Annotated in this window: 20 protein-coding genes; 5 read left to right on the forward strand and 15 right to left on the reverse strand. The window is 57.9% G+C overall.

Going from position 1 to position 25,270, the window contains the following annotated elements; translation table 11 throughout:
• Positions 1–7: 7 nt before the first annotated feature.
• The 3 genes from AC1Q67_RS00920 to AC1Q67_RS00930 all read right to left on the reverse strand — a co-directional run bounded on the left by AC1Q67_RS00920 (position 8) and on the right by AC1Q67_RS00930 (position 3,566).
• On the reverse strand, positions 8–1,189 hold the full coding sequence (locus tag AC1Q67_RS00920) for an acyl-CoA dehydrogenase family protein (protein WP_492235536.1): 1,182 nt from the start codon (positions 1,187–1,189) through the stop codon (positions 8–10).
• A 12-nt stretch (positions 1,190–1,201) separates the two neighbouring features.
• On the reverse strand, positions 1,202–1,945 hold the full coding sequence (locus AC1Q67_RS00925) for an SDR family NAD(P)-dependent oxidoreductase (RefSeq protein ID WP_024575233.1): 744 nt from the start codon (positions 1,943–1,945) through the stop codon (positions 1,202–1,204).
• 64 nt (positions 1,946–2,009) lie between these two features.
• Positions 2,010–3,566 (reverse strand): class I adenylate-forming enzyme family protein, encoded by a 1,557-nt coding sequence (locus AC1Q67_RS00930; protein WP_492235535.1) that lies wholly within the window; start codon positions 3,564–3,566, stop codon positions 2,010–2,012.
• A 222-nt stretch (positions 3,567–3,788) separates the two neighbouring features.
• Here AC1Q67_RS00930 and AC1Q67_RS00935 point away from each other — a divergent pair, with 222 nt between their 5' ends.
• Positions 3,789–4,547 (forward strand): SDR family NAD(P)-dependent oxidoreductase, encoded by a 759-nt coding sequence (locus AC1Q67_RS00935; RefSeq protein ID WP_492238134.1) that lies wholly within the window; start codon positions 3,789–3,791, stop codon positions 4,545–4,547.
• Position 4,548: 1 nt separating this feature from the next.
• Positions 4,549–5,229, forward strand: coding sequence for a glutathione S-transferase family protein (locus tag AC1Q67_RS00940; protein WP_024575230.1), 681 nt, complete (start codon positions 4,549–4,551; stop codon positions 5,227–5,229).
• A gap of 46 nt (positions 5,230–5,275) precedes the next feature.
• Here the strand turns inward: AC1Q67_RS00940 and AC1Q67_RS00945 are convergent, their stop codons facing one another.
• Both AC1Q67_RS00945 and AC1Q67_RS00950 read right to left on the reverse strand, forming a co-directional pair.
• Complete coding sequence (locus tag AC1Q67_RS00945) at positions 5,276–6,475, reverse strand: CaiB/BaiF CoA transferase family protein (protein WP_492235533.1); 1,200 nt, start codon at positions 6,473–6,475, stop codon at positions 5,276–5,278.
• A gap of 85 nt (positions 6,476–6,560) precedes the next feature.
• Positions 6,561–7,199, reverse strand: a complete 639-nt coding sequence (locus tag AC1Q67_RS00950) for a 2-hydroxychromene-2-carboxylate isomerase (RefSeq protein WP_024575228.1) — start codon at positions 7,197–7,199, stop codon at positions 6,561–6,563.
• A gap of 248 nt (positions 7,200–7,447) precedes the next feature.
• On the opposite strand from AC1Q67_RS00950, the gene AC1Q67_RS00955 reads away from it, so the two are divergent.
• Positions 7,448–7,972 (forward strand): winged helix-turn-helix transcriptional regulator, encoded by a 525-nt coding sequence (locus tag AC1Q67_RS00955; RefSeq protein WP_492235532.1) that lies wholly within the window; start codon positions 7,448–7,450, stop codon positions 7,970–7,972.
• Between the two features lie 68 nt (positions 7,973–8,040).
• Here the strand turns inward: AC1Q67_RS00955 and AC1Q67_RS00960 are convergent, their stop codons facing one another.
• From AC1Q67_RS00960 to AC1Q67_RS00975, 4 genes are all read right to left on the reverse strand, one after another.
• Positions 8,041–9,660 carry a long-chain-fatty-acid--CoA ligase gene (locus AC1Q67_RS00960; protein WP_492235723.1) on the reverse strand — a complete coding sequence of 540 codons (1,620 nt, stop codon included), beginning with the start codon at positions 9,658–9,660 and terminating at the stop codon, positions 8,041–8,043.
• A 106-nt stretch (positions 9,661–9,766) separates the two neighbouring features.
• Positions 9,767–10,966 (reverse strand): ABC transporter substrate-binding protein, encoded by a 1,200-nt coding sequence (locus tag AC1Q67_RS00965; RefSeq protein ID WP_492235531.1) that lies wholly within the window; start codon positions 10,964–10,966, stop codon positions 9,767–9,769.
• Positions 10,967–11,265: 299 nt separating this feature from the next.
• Positions 11,266–12,654: an ArnT family glycosyltransferase gene (locus AC1Q67_RS00970; RefSeq protein ID WP_492235530.1), complete on the reverse strand. Its 1,389-nt coding sequence runs from the start codon at positions 12,652–12,654 to the stop codon at positions 11,266–11,268.
• A gap of 34 nt (positions 12,655–12,688) precedes the next feature.
• Positions 12,689–14,200: a glycosyltransferase family 39 protein gene (locus tag AC1Q67_RS00975; RefSeq protein WP_492235529.1), complete on the reverse strand. Its 1,512-nt coding sequence runs from the start codon at positions 14,198–14,200 to the stop codon at positions 12,689–12,691.
• 78 nt (positions 14,201–14,278) lie between these two features.
• Between AC1Q67_RS00975 and AC1Q67_RS00980 the strand changes: the two genes are divergently transcribed.
• Positions 14,279–15,883 carry a glycosyltransferase family 39 protein gene (locus tag AC1Q67_RS00980; protein ID WP_492235528.1) on the forward strand — a complete coding sequence of 535 codons (1,605 nt, stop codon included), beginning with the start codon at positions 14,279–14,281 and terminating at the stop codon, positions 15,881–15,883.
• A gap of 29 nt (positions 15,884–15,912) precedes the next feature.
• On the opposite strand, the gene AC1Q67_RS00985 is transcribed toward AC1Q67_RS00980, so the two are convergent.
• The 6 genes from AC1Q67_RS00985 to gmd all read right to left on the reverse strand — a co-directional run bounded on the left by AC1Q67_RS00985 (position 15,913) and on the right by gmd (position 22,243).
• Positions 15,913–17,160, reverse strand: a complete 1,248-nt coding sequence (locus tag AC1Q67_RS00985) for a glycosyltransferase family 4 protein (protein ID WP_492238135.1) — start codon at positions 17,158–17,160, stop codon at positions 15,913–15,915.
• Positions 17,161–17,212: 52 nt separating this feature from the next.
• Positions 17,213–17,992, reverse strand: a complete 780-nt coding sequence (locus AC1Q67_RS00990) for an ABC transporter ATP-binding protein (protein ID WP_492235526.1) — start codon at positions 17,990–17,992, stop codon at positions 17,213–17,215.
• 3 nt (positions 17,993–17,995) lie between these two features.
• A complete protein-coding gene (locus AC1Q67_RS00995) occupies positions 17,996–18,787 on the reverse strand; it encodes an ABC transporter permease (protein WP_492235525.1) in 792 nt (263 codons plus the stop codon).
• A gap of 63 nt (positions 18,788–18,850) precedes the next feature.
• On the reverse strand, positions 18,851–19,990 hold the full coding sequence (locus tag AC1Q67_RS01000) for a glycosyltransferase (RefSeq protein ID WP_492238136.1): 1,140 nt from the start codon (positions 19,988–19,990) through the stop codon (positions 18,851–18,853).
• Positions 19,984–21,009: a GDP-mannose 4,6-dehydratase gene (locus AC1Q67_RS01005; RefSeq protein WP_492235523.1), complete on the reverse strand. Its 1,026-nt coding sequence runs from the start codon at positions 21,007–21,009 to the stop codon at positions 19,984–19,986. Before AC1Q67_RS01005 ends, AC1Q67_RS01000 begins: the two co-directional genes overlap by 7 nt.
• A 145-nt stretch (positions 21,010–21,154) precedes the next feature.
• Positions 21,155–22,243, reverse strand: coding sequence for a GDP-mannose 4,6-dehydratase (gene gmd / locus AC1Q67_RS01010; protein WP_029659681.1), 1,089 nt, complete (start codon positions 22,241–22,243; stop codon positions 21,155–21,157).
• 421 nt (positions 22,244–22,664) lie between these two features.
• Between gmd and AC1Q67_RS01015 the strand changes: the two genes are divergently transcribed.
• A complete protein-coding gene (locus AC1Q67_RS01015; RefSeq protein ID WP_492235522.1) occupies positions 22,665–25,202 on the forward strand; it encodes a glycosyltransferase in 2,538 nt (845 codons plus the stop codon).
• Positions 25,203–25,270: the final 68 nt, after the last annotated feature.

Here is a 25,270-nt window from a genome sequence, read left to right on the forward strand (position 1 = left end):
GACGCGATTAAAGACCGAGCACCGCTTTCGCGATGATGTTGCGCTGGATCTCGTTCGATCCGCCGTAAATGCTGAGCTTGCGCGCGTTCAGATACTTCTCTGGCGCGGTGTGACCATCGACCGGCCCCGGCATGAAGGTGTTTGCGCTGGCCGGATGCTCGCGTAGCGCCAGACCGTAGTTGCCAATGGCCCGGTGCGTCAGATCGGTGATGCGCTGGAAGATTTCGGTGCCCCGGATCTTGAACAGCGAGGCCGCAGGTCCCGGATCGATCCCCCGCGCCATCTGCGCAACAACGCGAAGCTCGGTGGCTTCCAGCGCCAGCACATCGAGTTCGACGCGGGCAATGTCCTTGGTGAACTCATTGAAAGCAGGATCGTCCTCGGCAACCTCGGCCTTCACGATCTTCTTCAGCTTGTTCAGATAGCGTGTCGAGCGCCCGATGCCCGCCATGCTGGTCCGCTCGTTGCCGAGCAGGAATTTCGCGTAAGTCCAACCCTTGTTCTCCTCACCGATCAGATTTTCGGCGGGAACGCGGACGTTCTCCAGGAAGACATCGTTGACTTCATGCGACCCGTCGATCGTGATGATCGGCCGAACCGTTACACCCGGACTCTTCATATCGATGAGCAGGAAGGAAATGCCCGACTGCGCCTTCGCTGTCGGGTCCGTACGCACCAGACAGAAAATCCAGTCTGCGTGCTGGGCCAGCGTGGTCCAGGTCTTGTGACCATTGACGATGTAATGGTCGCCCTCACGCACTGCCTTGGTGCGAACCGACGCAAGATCCGATCCTGAGCCAGGCTCCGAGTAACCTTGGCACCACCAGTCCTCGCCCGACAGAATCCGCGGCAAAAACTTCTTCTTTTGCGCGTCGTTGCCGTACGTATAGATAACAGGCCCAACCATCGTGACGCTGAACGCCAGAGGCGGCAGCGTTCCGGCGCGCGTGGTTTCCTGCTCCCAGATGAAGCGCTGTGTGATCGACCAGCCGGGCCCGCCGTATTCCTTCGGCCACAGCGGTGCGATCCATCCCTTCTTGTGCAGGATCTTGTGCCAGAGCATCGACTGCTCCTTGGTCAGATCCGTTTCCGGATTCGGCACGCGCATTTCCTGCGGATAGTTGTCCGCGATGAAGGCCCTTACCTCATCCCGAAACGCCGCATCTTCACTGGAAAGCTTCAGCTCCATCGGAAGGCTCCGTTACCACTTCTCGCCGAACGGGCGGATTTCGGTCTCGAATGTCCAGGCATCGCGCGGCTGCTGATAAAGCTGCCAATAAGTCTCTGCGACAGCAGCCGGGCGCATCAGGCGGTTCGGATCGAGATTCTCGATCGCCTCTTTGCCCTCGCGATTGGCGATCAGTTGCCGCACCCACTCCGTATCGACGCTGGAATCGATGATGAGGTGAGAAACGTGGATGTTCTTCGGTCCAAGCTCCCGCGCGATCGCCTGCGCGACGGCGCGAAGACCGAACTTGGCGCTGGCGAAAGCCGCAAACCCCGAACCGCCGCGCAAGCTCGCGGTCGCACCGGTGAAGAAGATCGCACCTTTGCCGCGCGGCAGCATCACCCGGGCTGCTTCACGTCCCGCAAGGAAGCCGGAGTAGCAGGCCATTTCCCAAACCTTGCGGAAGACCCGTTCGGTGGTTTCGAGGATCGGGAAATTGACGTTGGCGCCGATGTTGAAAATGCAGACTTCCAGCGGAGCATGCTTGTCGGCGTCGGAAATGAAGGAAATCATCTCCTCTTCCTTGCGCGCATCGAGCGAACGGCCAAATACCGTGCCGCCTGCATCTCTGATCTCTTTCATCAGAGGCTCGAGTTTCTCGCCCTGACGGCGCCCCACAAAGACCGTGAAACCTTCGGCTGCGAATTTCTTGGCGATTTCGCCGCCGATGAAATCTCCGGCGCCGATCACCGCCACGGTCGCATTACGTTTCTGCAAGATCTTTCTCCTAGAAAGAGGAATATTCAAAGTTCATCAGCGAAGGCGGCGTCTCAACGAGACGTCAGGTGCCTCGCAACGATTCAGCCAACTTGTGTTTGAGAATCTTGCCCGTCGATGTCGCCGGCAATGCATCGAGCACGATGATCTGCGATGGACGCTTGTAAGATGTGAGCTGTTTGCCGGCGAACGCCATCAGTTCGGAGGGCGTCACGTTAGAGCCCTTCAGCAGTTGAACGAACGCCACCACTTCTTCGTTGCCGTCGGCACTACGTCCGACGACAGCGGATTGCACGACTGCGTCATGCGAACTCAGCACGGCTTCCACTTCGGCGGGATAGACGTTGAATCCCGAACGAATGATCATTTCCTTGGTGCGCCCGACGATGAACATGCAGTCGCCGTCAAGGTACGCTAGATCGCCTGTATTGAACCATCCATCGCGATCGATGACCTTCTCTGTCAAATCAGGCGCGCGGTAGTATCCGAGCATCACGTTCTTTCCGCGAACATGAAGTTCGCCCACAGCTCCGTTCGCTGCCAGCTTGCCGTCGCGATCGATGATGCGCCCTTCCACGCCCGGCACAATCTGGCCGACCGCACTGTCAGGGCGTGGCGCTTCGATCCGAACGCCAGAAATCCCCGGCGCACATTCGGTAATGCCGTATCCATTCAGCAGAGGCAGACCAAGCTCTGCCTCGACACGGGACTTCAAATCTGGATCGAGCGGCGCGCCAGCAACGCCAATATATCTCAGCGAACCCTTGTTCAGTTTCGGGACGCCGGAAAGCGTCTTGTACTCAAGCAGGCGCTGATAGGTTGCCGGCACACCATTGAGGATGGTGATCCCCTCTTCCGCGATGGCTTTTGCAAGCGCTGCGGGATCGTACTTGCTGACCAGCCGGACGGTGCCGCCTGTCATCAGCGTCATCAAAGTCAGCGAAACACCGACGATATGAGAGATGGGAAGAACGACGTAGAGCTTGTCCCGATTGTCCATCTGCCTGAGCAGCGCCGTGGTCCTGGCGCTAAACAGCAGATTCTCGTGAGTCAGCATGACGCCTTTTGGCGTCCCTGTGGTCCCGGACGTATAGATCAGGACAGCCACCTGCTTCGCCGGACTGGTTTGCACAGGCTCCGGCGTCGTCGTCTCGTTCAACGCACTGACGCCGATATTGTCGAGCGGACCGACCTTCGCGATTTCCGCGTCCACGCGCTGCGCATGGCTCGCAGCCTCGCCGGAGACATCAGCCGTGAAGAACATGCGGCGCGAGCCGCTGTGATCGCGAATCTGATCCAACTCGCGTGGCGATAGCCGCGGATTCACAACAATGGCCCAGGCGTTGATCTTGCTGGCAGCCAGCAGAAGCGCCACCAGCGCGATGCTATTCTCGCTGACAATCATCATCCGGTCGCCCGGACGAATGCCCAATGCGGTCAGTGATGCAGCGGTTTGGTCAACATTGTTGGCCAGTTGCCGATAAGACCAGGCTCGGCCATCCTCGATCAGGGCCGGATGATCCGGGGTTTCCGCGACGGCGCGTGCCATCGTGTCGTGTAGCCGCTCTGGCAATCCATCCAGAATATCGGAGACATCGAATTCAGGTTGAGCGCTAGCCAATTTATCCTCCGGCAATATTCTTCGACCGCTTCGGCGGCGGTCTTGACGTGGACGCACGTTAGCGTTCTTTTTTAGAACTAGTCAATCTGAATGATGCGGCGCGATAGATCTTGGTTCCGGCCTCAGCCCACCCATAGGCCACAAGTCGGTGCAGATTGCGACGATATTCGTTTACAAGGATCGGTATGGCCGCTATGAAAGAAAGTATCAAATAAGAACTTAATGGGAGAAACGATCTTGGCTCAGGGCAACGGCGTGGTTTTGCTGGTCGGCGCGGGTGACGCTATCGGTGCGGCGGTCGCCCGCCGATTCGCCAAGGGTGGATACAAGGTATGCGTGGCCCGCCGCGACGCAGCGAAATCTCAATCGCTTGTCGATGAATTGAAGGCGGAAGGATGTGAAGTCCACGCCATCAGCGTCGATGCCCGCCAGGAAGCCGATGTGCAGGCCATGTTTGCGCGCATCGAAAAGGAAATCGGGCCGATTGAGGTCTGCCTCTACAACGCCGGTTCCAACGTCAACAAGCCGCTGCTGGAGACCACCGAGAAGCTGTTCTTCAAGGCATGGGAACTCGCCTGCTATGGCGGATTTCTTGTCGGCCGCGAAGCCGCCAAGTACATGCTCCCGCGCGGCCGGGGCACCATCCTGTTCACCGGCGCAACAGCGAGTGTGCGCGGCGGGAAAGGTTTTGCCGCGTTCTCATCTGCCAAGTTCGGCCTCCGTGCCGTGGCCCAAGCGATGGCGCGCGAACTGGGCCCCAAGAATATTCATGTTGTCCATCTGCTGATCGACGCGGCCGTGGACAGCGAGGCGATTCATCTGCGTATGAAGGCCGCAAAGGGTATTGAAGCCAGCGACATCCCGGCCGACAGCCTGACCAAGACAGACTCGATTGCAGACGCGTACTGGTTCACACATCACCAGAAGCGCGACGGCTGGACTCACGAACTCGATCTGCGTCCCTCTGTGGAGACCTGGTGACATGGCGACCGCACCGCACCTCACCCTGTGGGGCGTCGGAACCAGCCGTACGGTCCGCCCGCACTGGGCGATGGCCGAACTTGGCCTGACCTACGAAACCCGCGCCATCGGCCCTCGCACCGGCGAGACCAAGACCGCTGAATACACCAAGCTCAACCCGCGCCAAAAAGTGCCGTTGCTGCAGGACGGCGATTTCGCGATCGGTGAGAGCGCCGCCATTGTCGCGTATCTGTCGCGCACCTACGGCGGGCCAGGCAGATCGCTCATTCCAGAAGACAAAGCGCAGTATGCCAAGTGGCTGGAATGGTGCTTTTTCATTGTGACCGAGCTTGATTCAACAAGCCTCTACGTGATGCGCCGCCACAGCGCTGACGCGCTTGGGCCGATCTACGGCATTGCCCCCGATGTCGTCGCCAAAGCCGGCGAGTATTTTCGCGAGCAGTTGCGGCACGTCGAAGTGGCTCTCGCCGATGGGCGAACGTTCTTGATGGGCGATCAGTTTACCAGCGCGGACATTCTACTCACGACATGTCTCGATTGGGCGATCGCTTACGGTGTCGGCATTTGCGACAACGCCCACCCCTATCTCGAACGCATCCAGGCGCGGCCGGGATATCGCAGCGGAATGGCAGCGAATATGACGCCGACGCCGCCCAGTGCTCCCGTCAAAAAGCAAGCTTGATTTTCCGATGAAAGTACCCGCGATGCGGTGAGCATCGCGGTTTTTTTTACCCCGCCGCCCTAACGGCCTTGTTTGCGATCATGGCGTCGATGTCGCTATCGCTGTAGCCGAGGTCGCGCAGCACCGCACGGGAGTGCTCGCCGACCCGCGGCGCCGGACCTCCGATGGCAGCCTTGTTGACCTCGAAGATCGCCGCGGGCTTTGGCTGCCGCACACGGCCAACTGTCGGCTGCTCGAATTCCTCGATCAGACCCCGCGCCACAACCTGCTCGTTGTCGATGATTTCGCCGCGCCGCAGGATCGGCGAACACGGCACATCGTTCTCGTCCAGCCGCTTCAGCCATTCGGCCGTGGTGTATTTGCCGATATACGTCTGCATAGTGTTGATGCGGGCCGTGGCGTTGATGAACCGCGCGCTCGGCGTGGCGAAACGCTCGTCCTTGGCCAGCGCTGGGTCGCCGGTCGCGTTGCAGAAGCCCTGCCACTCGGAATCCGAGATGGTGCCGGCGGTAATGTAACCGTCGAGCGTCTGGAACACGAGATCAGGCCGATCGTTCGGATCGCCGACCGCCGTCTCCTTGCCCACCACCGTGTATTGCATCATGCCTTCCGGCCACAAATACGAGATCATGGTGTCCAGCATCGCCACCTGGATGTGGTCGCCCTTGCCCGTCTTCTCGCGTGCGTACAGAGCCGACGACACCGCCTGCGCCGTGAACACCGACGTCGTCTTGTCGCAGACGATGGTGCGGATCATCTGCGGCCGGTTGGTCCCCGGCTGCGACTGGATGTCGGCAAAACCAGACAGCGCCTGGACGATCGGGTCATAGACGCGCTTTTTGACGTAAGGCCCGCTGTCGCCCACCCCGCTAATCGAGACGTAAATCAGCCGCGGGTACTTCTTGCGCAATTCCTCATGACCGAGCCCGAGGCGCTCCATCGTGCCCGGACGGAAGTTCTGCACCAACACGTCCGCCTGCGCAGCGAGCTTCGCCAGCACTTCGCGGCCGGCGTTGCTTTTAATATCGATCGAAAGCGAGCGCTTGCCGCGGTTGCACGACACGAACAGCGCGGAGAATTCGCCAGCCGCATCGATCAGATTCCGGCTCCGGCGAGTGCCATCTCCGGTAGTAGGCTCGACCTTCAGCACATCCGCGCCCTGGTCCGCCAGGAACATCGTCGCATACGGTCCCGACACCACCGCGGTCAGATCGAGAACACGCACACCATGAAGGGGACCGGACATCTGCTTCTTCCCTGATTTCCTGGCGGGACGGCCTGTCGGCCTTACCCGAGCAAAGTCGTGATGGAACGAGAACCTTGAGCCGCGATCAGGCGGATTTGGCCTTCGCCGCGCCGAGCTGTTCGACAATGGACTCTTCCACGTCGCGCACCTGATCCTTGCCGAAGAACATTTCCTTGCCGACGAAGAAGGTCGGCGAGCCGAATGCGCCGCGATTCACCGCATCGGTGGTGACCTCGATCAGGCGCTTCTTCACATCGTCCTGCTGCGCACGCGCATAAAGCCGGTCGATGTCGATGCCCGACGACAGGAATGCATTCCGGAACACCTCCGGATCGTCCATCTTCTTCGGCTCTTCCCACATGTGATGATAGGCGGCCCGGAAATAGGGCTCGAACATGTTTTCAAACTGGGCCGCCGTGCCGACGCGCATCAGCGTCAGGGTGTTGACCGGGAAGAACGGGTTTTGCTTGAACTTGGTGATACCGTACTTGCGGAGAAAACGCTCGGTCTCGAGCGCATTGAACTCCGGCTTGTTCTTGATGCCACGCAGCGAGTCGGACGGCGACATGTTATTGGTCGCCTTGTAGATGCCTCCAAGCAGCACCGGGACATAGTCAAACTTGACGCCGGTACGCTTTTCGATGCCCGGAATCGCATATTCTGCCAGATAGGCATTCGGGCTACCGAAATCGAACTGAAACTCGACCTTCAAGGGACTGGTCACGCGCTTCTCCTCCTCCGTCACACGTCGTCCGACGTGTCTTTTGATATTTACCGCCCTTGCCCGGAGCGTGGGCCATTCATAGAGTTCTAAAATTGAACTGTCAATTCGATCTGGCCTTCCGGGCAGATTTTACGCCACCCAGCCCAAAATAGGACTTTTGTCCAACTCAGTGCCTATTTAGAATGGTACGTATGCAGGCTATATAATATGAACCGACGATCAGCCTTGCGCACGAACCGGAGACCACGATGAGATGGGATGAACTAGAAGAAGAACCCTGTTCCATGGCCCGTACCATCGGCGTAATCGGCGACCGATGGAGCCTCCTGATCCTGCGCGAATGCTTCCTGCGGACCCGCCGGTTTGAGGCATTTCAGTCCGCTCTCGGGATCACCCGGCATCTTCTGGCCGAGCGCCTCAAGAAGCTGGTCCGTCTCGGCGTCCTGCGGCGAGTCGCCTATCAGGAATCGCCCAAGCGGCACGAATACATTCTCACCCAGAAGGGCCTCGACCTTTACCCGATCATGATGGCGATCGTTCATTGGGGCGATATCCACATGGTCGACGAGCGTGGCCGGCCGCTGCTTCACGAACATCAGAAGTGCGGCCACCAGTTCAACCCGGTCATGATCTGCTCTGAATGCGGCGAGCCATTGCTGGCGAAGGAAGTTCACGTCCATCCCGGTCCTGGTGCACGCCCGAAGACCATCCCGCCGAAGCCTGCGAAGGTGGCCAAGGCAAAAACCCCGCGAGCAAAGGCTCGGGCGGCTTAAACAGCAACGTTCCAGACGATCAGTTCGATCTATAGACAAAGGCGCCAGATTTTCTGGCGCCTTTTCCGTTACGCGCTTTTCTGCGCGGTGTAGTGCCCAGCGAAGCGCTGGCGCAACTCCATCTTCTGCACCTTGCCGGTCGCGCCGTAGGTCAGAGCGTCGATGAAAATAACATCATCCGGCATCCACCACTTGGCGATCTTCCCTTCCAGAAATGCGATGATCGACTTTGCGGTCGCCGGTTCCGATGCAGACGGCACCACAACGAGCAGCGGACGCTCCTCCCATTGTGGATGGGGAATGCCGATGACAGCCGCCTCGGCCACGCCGGGGCAACCGATCGCCAGGTTCTCGACATCGATCGAGCTGATCCACTCACCGCCGGACTTGATGACGTCCTTGGCTCGATCAGTGAGCTGGATGTAGTTGTCATCATCCATCACGGCGAGATCGCCCGTGTTGAACCACCCGTCTTCCAGCAAAGGCTTTTCTTCGCGGTAGTAGCCGCTGAGAACCCAGGGACCGCGAACCATCAGGCGGCCGCTGGATTTGCCGTCGCGGGGCATCTCGTTTCCATTTTCGTCCGCGATCTTCACATCGACACCAAAGAGCGGCTGCCCCTGCATGGTCTTGCGGTGAAGCTGCTCCTGCGCCGACGATTTTGCGACTTTCCGTGAAGGCTGTGGCGTGGTGCCGGTGGGGCTCGTTTCCGTCATTCCCCAGATGTGATTGACCGAAACACCGAGGCGTTCGTAGGCTTCCATCATGCTTGGTGCCGGCGCAGATCCCGCAACCGCGATCCGCTTCAACGTTCCGACGCCACGGCCCTGCTCCGTGAAATGCTGCAGAAGTTTTGTGTAGAGCGTCGGCACACCGGCGGTTAGCGTTACCCCCTCGGCCTCGATCAATTCGGCGATGCTTGCGGCATCGAGTTTCGGTCCCGGCAGGACGAGCTTGGCGCCCACCATCGGCGGGGCGTAGGTAAACCCCCAGGCGCCGTTGGCGTGAAACATCGGCGTCATTGGCAAAACCGTGTCCAGCGCGGTAAAGCCGAAGCTATGCGCTCCGCTTTCCGTCAGAACGTGCAACAAATCGGACCGATGGGAGTAGAGCACGCCCTTGGGATTGCCCGTGGTTCCCGAAGTGTAGAACAACGAAGACGCCGATAGCTCGTCAAACTCCGGCCAGACAAAATCTTCGTCGCCGGTTTTGATAAAATCTTCGTAGCATTGCAGGTTGGGTATCGTCGTCGCAGACGGCATTGAAGCGCTGTCGACCATCAAGACGAACAACCGTACGGTCTTCAGATCGGGTGCGAGCTTTTCAACCAGCGGCAGGAATGAACTCTCGAAAAACAGAACCTTATCTTCTGCGTGGTTGGCAATGTAGGAGATCTGCGCCGGAATCAATCGCGGGTTGATCGCATGCCAGATGGCGCCCATACCGGTTACACCATGCTCCAACTCAAAATGGCGATAGTTATTCCAGGCCATGGTCGCGACCCGGTCGCTGAACCTGACACCCCAGCGATGCAACGCGCTGGCCAGTTGCCGGGTGCGTCGTGCAGCGTCGCGATAGGTATAACGATGAATGGGGCCTTCGACAGTGCGCGACACGATTTCCGTGCTCGCATGGAACCGGTCCGCGTACCGCAACAAGGACGACAGAAGCAGCGGCTGATTTTGCATTAAGCCCCTCACGGCCCTCTCCTCTCTAGAATTCCAGAAAACTGGACAACAAATCAAAAAAGGGCCGGCATCTCGCAAGAGTGCCGGCCTCGATTCATCTCACAGGCTATTCGGACTTCGCGTCCAGCACGTCGCTGAATTGATCCCAGCTCTCACCCGTCCAGCGCTGCAGGCGCATCTGGGTGAAATCCTGGTTCACGGTCTCGCTCGTGTTGACAAGAACACCCGGCAGCACCGTTGGAAGAGCAATGTCCTTCAGATTCTTTGCCTGCTTGAGGATGTTCTCCCGAGATAGATCGTCACCACACTGCTTGATGATCTGCTCGAGAATCATCCCCTGGGTGTACCCGAAGATGTAGTTGGTATCGGAGATATCGACGCCAGGCATGTATTTGTCGATGAAGGCCCGATAGTCCTTCATACCCTTGTCGTTGTTCCACTTTGTATCAGTCGGATCCTTGGTCATGGTTCCGACAATCACACCGATGGACTTGTCCAAGCCCGCAGGTTTCAAGGTCGCTCCGACCGAACCCGACGGATAGTTCAGCAACAACGTCGGTTTCCACCCGATCTCCGACGCCTTGCGGATCGCCTGGGCGGCAAATTTCGGCGTTCCTGCAACCAGCAAGGCGTCCGCGCCCGAACTCTTCAGATTCACGATTTGCGAATCCACGGTCGGATCGGCGATCTCATAGGCCGCGGTGACGACACGCTTGTCGAACTCGCCCTTCATCAGCTCTTTGAAGGCATTGACATAGTCTTTTCCGAGATCGTCGTTCTGATAAAGGATCGCGTATTTCTTGCCGGGAAGCGTTTTGTTCAAATACTTTGCGTAAATTTTTCCTTCGGTATCGAAGCTGACGAGACTGGTCGTCGTGATCGGGAAATCCTTCACGTTCGTGAATTTGTTCGAGCCGCTCACAATGCCGAGCGCCGGGACTTTCTTGCTCGTCAGATACTTCGCCGTTGCCGTATTACCGGGCGTGCCAAGCTGGCCGAACATGAAGGCAACTTCATCGCTCTCGACCAGTTTGCGGACATGCTCGACCGCTTTCGGCGGGCTGTAGGCATCGTCATAGGCGATGTAATTGATCTTGCGGCCGTTGATACCGCCGCGATCATTGACCGATTGGACGTAAGCGAGGACGCCCCTGCCCACGAGACCGATAGATGAAGCGGGCCCGCTGAACGGGAACACGCCTCCGACCTTCACTTCAGTTGCGGTAACACCGGGTGTATCGGCGGCGAAGGCCGAACCGGACAGCGCAACCACCAACGCTGCCGCGAGCTTCAAACCCTTGATCATCGTCTCTCCTCCCCTGTGAACATGTCCCGTGCCCCGCAATTCAAGCCGGGCGGGCTCGCTTCAATTGTTGCCGTTTTCGGCTTCCTTTATTGATCGCGAAGTTACAGTTCTTTTTTTGAACTAGCAAGCGCCATGGTGCACGATGCGGAAGGCGCCCCCTCGTCTGGGAAAACCCCGGCAAGCTAGGGGAAATTTGGCATTTCCTGAGCGGACACAAAGCGTCCGACCGCGGGCTCGCGAGCCAGCCTGGCCAACAATTCAATTTTTGAACTATGGTAGACGACCGGTTGGACGGCCGCTCAACGCCTGTCGAGCCGCATAAGCGACAGGTGGGGTCCCGTGTCAGTTTCCACCGCCAACCGCGCCCCGAGACCAGAATTCAATTGTGCCAAAAGCGGTGCATGTTCGCGCGGAATAATCAGCCATGCGGGCGCGAGAATTGAACCAAGGCCGGCCGGATCAACGCAACGGACCGGCCCCGCCCTCATATAAAAAAGCTGATTTGTCGCAAGACTGGTGCAAAACACGGGAGCGGGATTGGCGCGGATGGCTCGTTCAATGCCCTGTCCCGCGATCCGCGATCCGCCAAATTTGTCAGCGAATAGAGGGACAACCGCATTCGTGAACATCATCTGAAAGACGATGAGCCCAGAGACGATTGTCACGGCTATACGCCGCAACCATGCGTATTTCGCTTCTGTGGTTACATCCCACGCCAACCCGGCAAGCACTGCAATCGCTGGAACGCACGGCATGGCGTAGCGGCTGTTCGAACCCGGCCACAACATCACAACGATCGTACACAAGGCAGCATAGAGCGCGAGCGGCCGCGCCACATGTGGAACATCCCTGCCGTCGTTTCTTGCATGCCAAAGGAACGGCGCCAGCAGGATGGCCGGCATCAGCTCTACAGTAAGGCTGAAGAAAACGCGCGCGTTCTGGACGACGTAGTTGCCGATGTTCGGAACTGAGCCTAATCGCGCGTAGCTGATCCAGGTCGCCTCGTCGCCCGGCCGGTAAACTGCGGCAGCCCAAACAACTGTTGCGGTGGCCGGGATCAGCAAACAGACGAACAGCCCGGGAATATCGCGCCATCGGTTCGTTACGACGAGATAGGCCGAAACGCCGAGTGCAAAGTAGCCCACCGGCTGGGGTCCTTTCGCCATGGCGAGGATCGCGAGCAGCAACCCGCATCCGATCCAGCGCCACCAGCCGACGTGACCGGCCTCAACGCCGTTCCACCAGACAACAAAGGCGGCAAACGAAAACAACGTCACCAAAGTATCCGGCTCGGCGATCGCGAGCTTCTGCAACAGCATTGGAGAAAACATGAACAACAGCGCCGCGAGAAGCGATGCATTCGGGCTCGCGTAACGCCGTGTCAACGACTGCACCAGTAACGCCGTTAGCACCACTGCGATCATCGCAGGCAGCCGCGCGGAAAACTCGTTGACCTCGCCCGTGACTTTCGCAACTCCGGCGATCAGCCACGGCAGCAGCGAGGGCTTCTCGTTCCAGCGAAGTCCATAAACCTCCGGCTGAAGCAGGTTGCCATTGGAAAGAATGTCCCGCGCGATCTCGGCATTCGTCCCTTCCTCCCAGATGAATGAGCGCACAGAGAGATTGGGAAACGCCGCCACCGCCCAGAGGCAGATGATCAGCAGCGGAACAGCTCTTCGCCTAGTCATCAACCAAGACAGCCGGGCGGCCACGGTTCTCATCTCAGCGGGCTGCACGCGGCGGAACGAGGAGCCCGGTAATCCGCGCCGGGATGCCTGCCGAGCCCCACCATTGCGGCTGCACCACAAAATCAAGACTGATGGCACCCGGCGCTACCGGTGCAACCTGGTGCTTCAGCCAGACCTGGCAGGTTTCCTCATCCGGCAGGCATATCGTCGCCCAGCCCTCGCGCAACGCCGCGTCGGACGGCGTCTGCCAGACGTATTGCTGATTGAAGGGTATGACGAAGGCCGGATGGTCCGGAGAGTAGAAGGCGAGCGCCATCGCGAGCTTGTCACCGCTGACCGTTTTCAACGGTACTGACGATATCTGACGCCAGCGCTTCATCACTTCAGCAGCCGCAGGACTGTAGTAGTTCCGCCCCTCGCTGAACGGATGCCGGTTCCGGTAATAGGCATGAGCAGGTGCAAGCAGAACCACCGCGATCAGCGTGAGCGCAAGCACACCTGCGACCAGCCTCCGGGTTTCCGTCCGGCTGAGGGGAAACCTTGCGGTGCAGACCGCGACCAGTACAAAGGCAAACAGCCCCGGCGAGGCCCAGACCGCGCTGAGCGAATTTCCAAGCATCAGGCTGACCGCAGGCGGGGCAAGGATCGCACCAACGGCCACGAGAAGGATCAGCAACAGACCTGTATCGAGCGGCGCCAGCCCTTTCAGGTAGTCTCCCGCTCTTGTGCGGATCATGACGGCCCAGACAAGCCCTGGCAGCGCCAGGGTGGCTGCGATCCCCAACAGGAAGGTCAGGCCCGACAGGAAGGCACGCCCCGCTGTAAGGCCGCCATGGGTCGCCAACGCGTAGCCGAAGGGACTGGTCCCCGAACCGAGCATCCAGTGAATGTGAGGCGCCAGTAGAAGCAGGCCTGCGACGGCTGAAATCCAGGGCGCCGCCGACGCAAAATAGGCCCGGCGCACGGGATGCCAGATGGCCGCGAAAACGAAACCGAAGATCAGAAATGCGGAATAGTACTTGCCGAGGATCGCCAGAGCCCCGGCCAGTCCCGCCGCCACGGCCCACCCGGCATGCCTCGTCTCAAACGACCGCAGGAAGCAATAGATCGCCAGCGGCCAGACCGCGAACAATACCGAGTTCGCATTGAAGCGCTGGGCCTGGAATTGATAGACCGGCAGCAGCAGCAACAGCAGCAGCACGATCGCGCGCTTGTCGCCTCGTGCAAATCGCCGTGTCATCAGGTCGATAATCCAGAGCGCCGCGGCGGAATTCGTCATCGCCAGCAGGTGAAACGACCAGTCGCGGACCGGAAAAACCGTCGTCCACGCGTGGGTAACCCAGCCCATCAACGGCGGATGCTTGGCCCCGCCCCAGTCCGGCGTTCGCCCGATCGCCCAGGCCTCGATGACGTCCGGATGCAGATCCGCGTTCAGGTACGCAATACCAAGAAAGACCGTCCACAAAAGGATGAAGAGCGCGAGGAACGCCGGAATTCCCCAGCCTTCCTCGACACCGTCGAGCCACGTATCGAGAAACGAGGCCATGGCGGCGTCATCTCACCTGCTGCGGCGGCTTTCAGCCGCGGTCCCTAGCCGTATCTGACTAATCCCAGCAGGGTCAATATGGGCAGGCTTCCGCGCCGCCTGCGCCCGCAACACCCGACACGCGGCCTCGATTGCTATATTTATCTCTGCAAAGACACGCGAATCTACAAGGCATCGAGGCACATCATCGTCATGCCCAATGAGGATCACTCTAGCCTGCGGCGCGGCCCCGCGCTTGCCGTTCTTGGACTTGCCTTGCTGCTTCCGGTGCTACTCGCCGTCGCCGTGTTTCCAACCGCGATGTACGACACCCGCGAATTGATCGCGTGGGGACGTGAATTTCCGATCGTCACGCCGTTCCATCCGCCGATGATGGTCTGGATTGGCGGGATCGTTGACAAGCTCTTCGGCACATCCGCCGCTGTCATGATCCTGACTGGACAGTTCCTCATCGCGATCGGACTGATCTATGTCTATCGCACGCTCCGGCTGGCCACCACGCGCGACAATGCCCTCCTCTTCACGTTCCTGTACGGCACGTCGTCCTATACGATCTTCGCGCCTCTCTCCTTTGCGCTCAACGCCGACATCCTGCAGCTCACATCGTGGCCCGCCGTCGTCTTTCATTTTCTCCGGGCGGCCCAATCCGATCGCATGCGCGACTGGATCGCCTTCGGATTCTGGTCTGCCGTGGCTGCGCTGACAAAGTACAATGCCGTAGTTCTGTTCTTCGGAATGGCGGGTAGCATTCTTCTTTTGCCCTGCTACCGGCAGATATTGAAACGACCCGGCTTTTACGCCGCGATCACAACAGGCATGGCGTTGATCCTACCTCATGTCGTCGCTGTGCTCAGACATAGCGCTGCATTCGAGTATGGGCTCGACCACTTCGATTTTCAGAATCCGCTCTCGCAACGCCTGACCGGCATCGCCGAACTGTTCGCAGGATATCTCGCCTTCGCAGCACCCGGATATGCGATTGTCGCAATCGGCCTGTGGAAGAGGTTTTTTGAATTTTGCCCCCGGAAATCCGACCAGTCTACTACGTCCCGATTTCTGCTTTTTACCGCGGTGTTCGCCCACGCCGCCCTCATCGTCCTTGTGATGATTACCGGGCTGAATTTCCTGGCGCGTTTCGCCGCGCCCTACATCATGCTGACATTCCTCGCCGTCGCGCCATTCATGGAATGGAGCCAATCCTGCAAGGGCTGGATTGAGCGCCGTGTGGTCCCCCTGATCGCGGGACTTTACCTCGTTGCCGGGATCACAGCGGCTGTCGTGTTTACCGCATTCGCAAGCCACAGCGCGATGCAGGAGCCAACCGCGGAGGCAGCGCGGCTGATCCTCCAGGATTGGGACAGCAAATATACTTGCGGACCTGCCTATTTCGTCGGCGGCCGACAAGCCACCTACGGCGTCGGGATCGAAGCCAAACGCAACGTGACCGCGCTCGCCTATCGCGAAATCGCCGGAGCAACCTGGTACAATGACGACAAGCTCCGCAAAGGCGGCGCCGTTGTGATGGATACAGATCCTGAGTTCAAGGAACGAATGGCAAAATTCCTGCCCGGGAAAGCCTACTCAGCGGAGCGTGAAATCATCCTTCCGCTCCGGCGCACACGGACTGGAAAACAATTCACCTTCCCTTATCATTTCATCGCGCCGCAGGGATGCTCGCGCTAACTCTGGCTGATTGTCGCCGAACCGAAAAATCAGTTCAAAATGCGCCGATAGGCATCGAGAACCAGTCCGGCACTCCGCCGCCAGTCGAATTCTTGCGCGCGAGCAATCCGCTCAGTGCGGCGCACAGGATCAGCATGATCGGTGCTGTTGAGCGCATTCTTGAGCACGCCGGTCCATCCATCGACATCGAGTGCACCAACCCGCGAGCCGGTATCTCCTGAGATTTCTTCCATCGCCGTGTCGGCGCTGTACGCGACAGGCGTTCCACACGCCAGCGCTTCGACGACGGGCATTCCGAAACCCTCATAGAGTGACGGCGCGAGCAGCAAGCGTGCGCCCTCGTAGAGATTTCGCAATTGTGGATCGGTCACATCGTGCACGAACCGGACCGATCCATCTCTGACCAGCGTCTCCGTTTGTTCAGGCAGATCGAGATTGCCCCAGCCTCGTCCACCCGCGAGCACAAGCGGACACCGCGCCCGCTCCGACGGAGTCAACCGCGAATAGGCCTGAATCACAGTCCGAATGTTTTTGCGCGGCTCGTGCGTCCCAACAACAAGAAAGAATTGGCCGTACTTGAGACCCAATGCATCAAGTCCCGGCTGGGTTGTCGTTTCACCGAGCGGCGCAAACAACGCGGCCGCGGCCGGCGGCACGACAAGTATCTGCGCCATCGGATAGCCGAACAGGCTGGCAATTTCCCGTCTGCTGAAATCCGAAATGGTCTGCACCAAAGGTGCGCGCTCGATCGTCTGCCGCAGCGGCTCCAGCCACCTCACGCGGTCTCCCGGATGAAATTCCGGATGCCGAAACGTCGAGAGATCATAAATTACCGGCAGAACGGGAATGCCCGGATCGGTCAACGGTCGGAAATTGAAAGCATGAAACAGATCGAGCGACTGGCTGTGGACCGAGGACACGAATTTCTTTCGCCGTGTCTCGCGATAAATCGCCGCGGCTCCGCGCAGACCAGGAATCTGTGCGGCACGGTCGCGCATGCGGCGCCTGACGCGCGCGTATGCGCTCAAGCGCCCATCGGAATCAGTTTGCTTGCGTTGAGCGATCTCCTGGGCGGCTCCAAGATCGAATCTGCGCCAATCCCGCCCCTGGAATCCTGAAAAGCCAACTTCGGGATCCAGCTCCAACGCGCAGCGCACGATATTGAACGTATAGTTCGCAACCCCGGTCATCGGGCCCCTCAGGATGCTGGATTCAAAACCGACGAGCATTTCGGAGACTGGTCTCACGCGATCATTGGGAGTTATTCGGCATAGCATTGGCTTCCGTGCGTTTACTGCGTGTCCGTGATGCGGCCACGATCATTCACGCTCAGTATTCATGGGCGTGGTACTGCGCGACAACCTCCTCGACCGGACCGAACGCTCTCACGCTCCCCCTGTCCATCCAGACCCCCTTGTTGCACCACCGGCGACAGACATCGAGATTATGCGACGCAAGCACCAGAACACTCGCCTTCTTGACGAAGGAATCGATGCGCTCCCGAGCCTTCGTCATGAAATGAGCGTCGCCCGCTGAAATCCATTCGTCCATCAAAAGGATTTCCGGCTCGTAGCACGTTGCTACCGCAAACGTCAGTCGCAGGATCATACCCGACGAATAGGTTCGCACAGGCATATCGAGATAGTCGCCAAGTTCGGTAAATTCGACGATCTCAGGCAGTATGCGATCAATCTGCTTCGCCGATAGGCCGAGCAAAAGGCCACGAATCCGGATGTTGTCATAACCGCTGAGATCGCTATCGATACCAAGTCCGATATCGAACATCGGCGAAATCCGACCATGGATCTGCACGGTGCCCGCAAACGGCTCGTAGATTCCCGCCATGACCCGCAACAGCGTTGTCTTTCCTGCCCCGTTGGCACCGATCAGGGCGAGCCGGTCGCCCTTGTCCAATGACAGAGACACATCACGCAATGCATCGATGGTGATCCGGTCGTTCGCATCGCGGGCAATGCGCCCGGCCGAACTGCGTGAGAGGATCGCCTTTTTCAGGGAGCGCGATCCGCCGTGATACACGGGGAACGATACATTCACGTTGTCGAGACGAAGGAGCGTCTGCGGGCCGCCGATATCGTGTGATTGCAACATTGCCTACACCCAGTACGAAATACGAGCGCGGAAGCGAATGAAAAACGCAATCGCGAAAATTGCGTTCAACAGTGTGATAACGGCCACTGCGAGATAGTTTACTACCGACGGCATCTGTCCAAGCAATGGTCCGCGCGTAATCTCGATAAGGTGAAAGAACGGGTTGAAATCCATAATGCTGGCATGTTCGCCGAGCAACTCCGGCTTCCACATGATCGGCGTCACGAAGAAAGCGATCTGGATGAAGCTTGCAATAATCTGGGGGATGTCGCGGAAGCGCGCCGACATCATGCCGAGATACATACTTGCAAGCGCACCATTGAGCGTCACCAGCAGAAAGCCTGGAATCGCGTAGAGCGCCACACTACCGGGCCAAATCTGGAAGTAGATGAGGATTCCGAAGTAGATGACAAAATTATGCGCGAAGATGATGACGTTGCTCCACATGAAGCGGAGCACATAGACGGAGTACGGCAAACGGATCTGCTTGATGTAAGATTCCGCCCCCGTGAACAGCGTCCCGGCGGCGGACAGGATTGCGCTGATGTACCCCCAGATCAGCAACCCGACGCAGAGGAATGGCATAAAGTCGCGCAGTTCCGTCTTGAATATCTTCGAATAAACCAGTCCCAGAGATATGACCATGATCGCCATGCTTGCGGTGAGCCAAAGCGGCCCAAGCAGCGAACGACGATAGCGCTGCAGGATATCGTTCCAGCCGAGCTTGCCCCAGAGAGCCCACAGAGACAGGCCGTCAATGGCGTCCTGCAGCGCCATTTGCGCCTGGTTGCTCATCTGTCTCTGCCCAGCCATCAGCATCGGATATTCACTCGTTCCTGGTACGCCATCAGCCACTGCTCACCGAGTCGATCGGCGCCGTTGCACGGCCTTTTTATAGACGTCTTGCATCCGAGACAAAAACAGCGGCTGGCTGAATTCAGCATAGGCGCGCTCCTTACCCGCGGCGCCTAGTCTGGCGGCGAAATCAGGCTGATCCAGCAACCGGCGGAGCGCTTCCGCGAATTCGACCGGTTGGCTGGGTGGAACTGTCAGCCCCTCCTTGCCGTCCCGAGCCACATTCGGCACCGCCGTCGCAAGATCCGTGTTCACAACAGGCTTGCCGGCCGACATCGCTTCCAGTTGAACAATCCCAAAAGCTTCCGCTTCCGTGACCGACGGGAACGCCAGCACCTTGGCGGCATGGATGTATTGCTTCACTTCATGGGGCTCCAGAACGCCCACGAATTTGACCCGGTCAAGGATACCAAGTTCCGCGGCAAGATTGTTGAGCTCGGCCTTGAGCTGCCCCTCTCCAATAATAACCGCGTAGGCATCGACATCCTGCATGGCCCGCAGAAAGACTTCATATCCCTTGTAACTGACAAGCCTGCCGACCGCGACCACAAGTCTCGGATGCTGCTTCTGCAAATTGTCGACGGCTTCGCGCTGCGATGAACTGAGCTCGCCCCAGTACGTCACATCGCATCCATAAGGAACAACGACGCACTTGTCGGCAAAATCCTTCAGGAAGGGAGATTTTTCGACGATGGCCTGATCGGAAACAACAATCACGTCCGCGCGCTTGAGCGAGTTCCGGATGAACGGCGTCAGCAATCGCATCAGCCGAAGACGACCGATCACCTCCGCATGCCAATGAACGATAAGAGCCGGCTCTTTCGGCATCAGCAATATCCCCAGATCCGTCAACGGAAAGGGAGCGTGATGAACGACAATGTCGGAGGCCCTCGCCCGCCTCGCGAATCTGAACGGGAAAGCGGGTGCAAGCGGCGTCGACATCGCCATCCCGAAGGATGAGACAGCTTCGACGTCAATACCTTCAAAACTGTATCTGCTTGCGAAGCCGTATTCGCGCGCAACAAGGATTTCCGTCGCAAATCCCGACTGCGATAGTCTTGCCAGCATCGCTATGACAGAGGGAATCCCGCCATAAACGCCTGGAAGATAAACTTTGTAGGCGTGTAAAACCCGCATCAACATTCCACGCTACGGCGGCCGTTATCGGGCTCTCCGCTCAATGGTACGTTGCTCTGAATGGAATCGATCTGCGCCTTGACCATTATGGAAACGAGTTCACGAAAACCGATTTTTGGCTGCCAGTTCAGCACAGAACGGATCTTTGCGGCGTTTGCGCGCGTATAGTGGCTGTCGACCTTTCGAAGCAAACCTGGATCGACGTTGACATGGTCCGTCCATTTGCGGCCGACCAGGTTGAACGCTTCGTTGCAAAATTCCTCAATCGAATGGTCTTCACCGGTGCCGATAACGTAGTCATCCGCCGCATGATGCTGGACGATCAACCGCATCGCTTCCACATAGTCCCCCGCAAAGCCGAAATCGCGCCGAACGCTCAGATCGCCCAACGCAATTTTCCCGTCGCGCAATATCGGCCGACCACGCTCGTCGGTTTCGGGTGTATGGGACAAACCGAGAGAGATTGCAGCCGCCGCATAGGCAATCTTCTGCGACACGAACGAAAGAGGACGCTGCGGGCTTTCGTGGTTGAATAGGATTCCCGTCGACGCGTGAAGACCGTACTGCGTCCGATAGGCCCCAATGATGCGATGGGCATAGAGCTTTGCAGCGCCGTATGGAGATTTCGGAACGCACGGCGTCTGCTCGTTTTGAACACGATCGGCACTGTCTCCAAAAATCTCGGATGACGAAGCCTGGAAGAACCGACAGCCAGGTTTGTGCTTGAGCAGCAGTTCGCAAATCTGCTGAGGCAAAAACGCATTCACCTCGGCCGTCTCCCGCGGCAATCCCCAACTCAAGACCGGCCGGGAGATCGCCGCGAGATTGTAGATCTCGTCAGGCATAACGCCTGCAATCAGCGAGTCGAGAAAGTCGCCGTCCGTAGGATCGCCGACGTGCCAGTGCGCTCCACTCAGATGGCTGTTCGGATGCGTCTGACGGCGCGATTGGGCATGAACGATGCACCCCTGCTTCTGGAGCAAATCGATAAGGTAATAACCGTCCTGACCGGATGCCCCGGTCACTAGTATTTTTCTTCTCAACGGCATCCCCATATTCCAGACCGAAATATAGCGGCAGCAACCTCAATCAAACATAAGAAAATCTTCCGACCCAAGAAGTTCTTCTTTGAGAGATCTCCGCATGGAGTAGCGGCTGGCGATGCATTTCCTATTCATTATAATTAAAATGTTTAAAGCCATGCTGCTTCACGAGTTCATCTCGCTGAGCAACCTTCAAATCTTCTCTCATCATCTCCGTCACTAATTCGACGAAGGATGTCTTTGGTGACCATCCGAGTTGGCGGTACGCCTTTGCAGGATCTCCCAACAACGTCTCCACCTCAGCGGGCCGAAAGTAACGCGGATCGACTTCAACGATACATCGTCCGGTGGACGTATCGTATCCCTTTTCGTCGACGCCCTCTCCTTCCCAGCGGACCGTGATGCCGACCTCCTTCGCCGCGATTTCGAGGAACTCACGAACCGAATGCTGCTCGCCCGTTGCTATGACGTAATCCTCCGGCACGTCTTGTTGCAACATCAGCCACTGCATCTCCACATAATCACGCGCATGCCCCCAATCGCGAAGGGCGTTCAGGTTTCCTAGATAAACCTTCTCCTGAAGACCGAGTTTGATACGCGCCAGCGCACGCGTGATTTTCCGCGTAACGAATGTTTCGCCGCGGATTGGCGATTCGTGATTGAACAGAATGCCGTTGCACGCAAACAGCCCGTAGGCCTCGCGATAATTCACCGTAATCCAGTAAGCATACAACTTTGCGACCGCATAGGGCGACCGTGGATAGAAGGGTGTGCTTTCCTTCTGCGGGATTTCCTGAACAAGCCCATACAGTTCTGAGGTCGACGCCTGATAAAACCGCGTCTTCTTCTCAAGCCCGAGAATGCGGATCGCCTCCAGAATGCGAAGCGGGCCTAGAGCATCGGAATTCGCTGTGTATTCCGGCTCCTCGAAAGATACCGCAACGTGGCTCTGCGCTGCGAGATTGTAGATCTCGTCGGGCTGAACCTCCTGAACGATACGAATGAGGCTTGATGAGTCGGTCAGGTCACCATGATGGAGGGTCAGGTCGTAACCCTTGTCGTGCGGATCATGGTATAGATGATCAATACGATCAGTGTTGAAGAGCGACGTGCGCCGCTTGATACCGTGCACCGAATAACCCTTGGATAACAGCAGCTCCGCAAGGTAGGCCCCGTCCTGGCCGGTAACGCCGGTTATTAGTGCCGTCTTTTTCATCAAGTTCGACTTTCACTCAGTTCAACACGTTCATCACACTTCCAAATGGGCAAAACCCATTGAAAACGCTAACAATTTTTAGAAGCCCCTAAGGCTACCCCAAACGACTCCCCCTGTATAAACAATCTCCCCGCGAAGATCAGTACTTTTGCGCGTTTACGGTTGAGTGGGCAATGCGTCCGTCCGGCATCGCTCATGGCCAGAAAATAGAGAATTCTTCTCGAATCAAACAGCATTCCGCAAATCGCGCTGAAAGAGCACCTTGCGGTCCGGCCGCGCGGGCCAGCTCATGAAATTCATGGGTTTCAAACCGTCACAATATGAAGAATTTCCCGGACGGAGGGAGGTTTAATTCAACCCCGCTTTCGCCTATTCAAGAGTTCAAGGAAGCTTCGTAAAGACGATTACGTTTTGGGGAAAAATGTCCATTCGCGGTTCTGAAGCGGAGCGTCTGCGGCGCCAGATCGAGGAAATGGAAGCTGCTTTGCGCCAGCTTCGCATCAAGATCGAAGAAGCTGAAGATCGCGCCACCGTAGCAAGACTCTGGGAGCAACTCGCTCATACGTACTACGCGGAGACCCTGCGTCTCCAAAGCAGCCTGTCCTGGAAGATCACGAGCCCCCTGCGCTTCCTGAACACCACCCTACGCCGGATCAAACGAAAGGCGTCGAACGTCCGCATTCAACTCCATCCGTCGCAAGCAGCTCCGGTTGCAGCTGTCCTCCCTACCCCGGAGCTCAACATCACGTTTGATGTAATTGGCCATACAATAGGCAATTACAGCCTTTCAGAGGTCAACCGGGCGATCTATCGCAGCTTGAGCGACCATAGCCGTGCCGCCGCTCGCTTGATCACCGTTGGACAATTCAACGGGGTATTTTCCGCACAACCATCCGAACAGAAAATTCCACAGGGTACACAGCGCGTCGCCATCGTGCAGCACTACCCTCTGTTCGTCCCGAAAGAAGAATACGACCTCAAGGCACTGTTGATCTTTTGGGAAGAAGGCCTGTTTCCGGATGAGATGGTTCAGGCGATTAACGCAGGATATGACGCCGTTCTCGCGCCGACGAAAACGGTTGAAAAGGCCTTGATCGATTCGGGCGTCAGGTTGCCAGTCCGCGTCGTACAGCATCCTTCGAAATTTGACCGTTTCCGGAAAATTGCCGAACGAAAGGCCGCTGGATCCGTCGACAATTTCAAGCTGGAAGTTGTCTTCCTTCACGTCTCTTCATGCTTCCCGCGTAAAGGTGTCGATATTCTTATCGACGCCTACACAAAGGAATTTGATTCAACCGATCCGGTTCGGCTGGTGATCAAGGGGTTTCCAAATCCTCACAACGAGGTGGAAAACATCCTGTCGGAGCGAGCCCAGACACCGGTGCGGGACGCACCAATCACGTTCATCAACACCGATCTCAGCGAAGACGAACTGCTCGCGCTTTACGGGCAAGCCGACGTGGTCGTGCTTCCTACCCGCGGAGAAGGCTTGAACCTGCCGGCTGCGGAAGCTCTGGCTGGGGGGCTGCGGCTCATCGTAACGGGACACGGCGGCCACATGGACTTCATCAACGAAGCCAACGCCAGCCTGATCGACTATCGTTTTTCCCAATCGGAAAGCCACCTGGCAACCAACGGATCAACATGGATCGAACCAAATACAGCAGACTTGCGGCGAAAACTGCGTGAAGCGTTCAACGAAATCAGGAATCGACGGAAAACTGGCAACGGCCACGAGGCCGACAAATGGGCAACGGTTTCGCCCTGGTTCGATCCCTCATCATTTTCAAGCCGACTGGAGACCATAGCAAGCCAGCTTCTTGGTTACGAAGCTCATTCTGAAACAAGGATCGCGTGGATTTCAACCTTTGATGTTCAATACGGCATTGCCGAATATTCCCGGCATCTCGTCAAGGCGCTTGGCGAGCATACCGACAAGATCACGATTATCTGCGATGAACGGTCAGCCCCTGGCAAAACCAGGAACGGCGAGCCTGTCATTCCAGCCTGGAAGCTGGGCGACCTCGGAGCGGCGAAAGGGATCATCGATCAGATCGCGGTGTCCGGCGCCAATACCGTCGTATTCCAGTGGCATCCAGCCTTCGTTCCGATGGCCGTAGTCGAGAAAATTTTTGCAGATCCGGCGCTGAAAAACCTGCGGCGGGTCGTGACGCTGCATAACGTGAAGCACATCGCGCATTCCGGGGGGACTTATCTTCAGGACGCTTCAAGTATCCTGAAGTCGGCCGATCGCGTCCTGGTTCATACCATATACGATCTGAATCTGCTGAAGGCCGCGGGCCTGACCGAGAATGTCACGCTGTTTCCTCAAGGCGTGGAACTGCTGGAGGGCATCGAGCCCAGGGCCATGCGAAGCAAGCTCGAGAAGCCACTGATCGGGAGCTATGGATTTTTCTTTCCTCACAAGGGAACGAGCCTGCTTATCGAGGCAATGCCGGAGGTTCTAAACGTCTGGCCAGACGCAATCCTTCGCCTTGTCATGGCGGAGTATCCGGACCCGGTCTCGGCCCAGGAAATCGAGCGATGCCGAAAAATCGCGAAGAATCTTGGAATCGCGGCATCGATCGAATGGCATACGGAGTTTCAGCCTCAGGAAACATCGGTCCGGCTCTTGGCCGACTGCGATATCGTCGTGCTGCCGTACCAGGAGACAACAGAAGCATCGAGCGCAGCCGCTCGCACCGCCCTTTCGAGCAGACGCCCCGTTGTAGTGACGCCTGTGCGGATTTTCGAAGATCTGGGTAACGCAGTCCATCGGCTTCGCGGCAACGATGCAGCAAGCATCGCTGACGGGGTGATCGATTTCCTTCAAAATCCGGCATCGCGAATGAAAGTGATCAACGCGTCCGATACGTGGCTGCGGGATCATTCATGGTCGACGCTTGCGCGAAGAATGCACGGAATGATGGTTGGCCTGCTCAATAACGAACGTCACTGACAGGCGGCTCGCGCCGCTGGTCTGATTGCCAGGCATTCGGCTGGGCCGCCGGATCCTCCATATATCCC

The sequence above is a fragment of the Afipia sp. GW823-FHT06G09 genome (assembly GCF_058794875.1).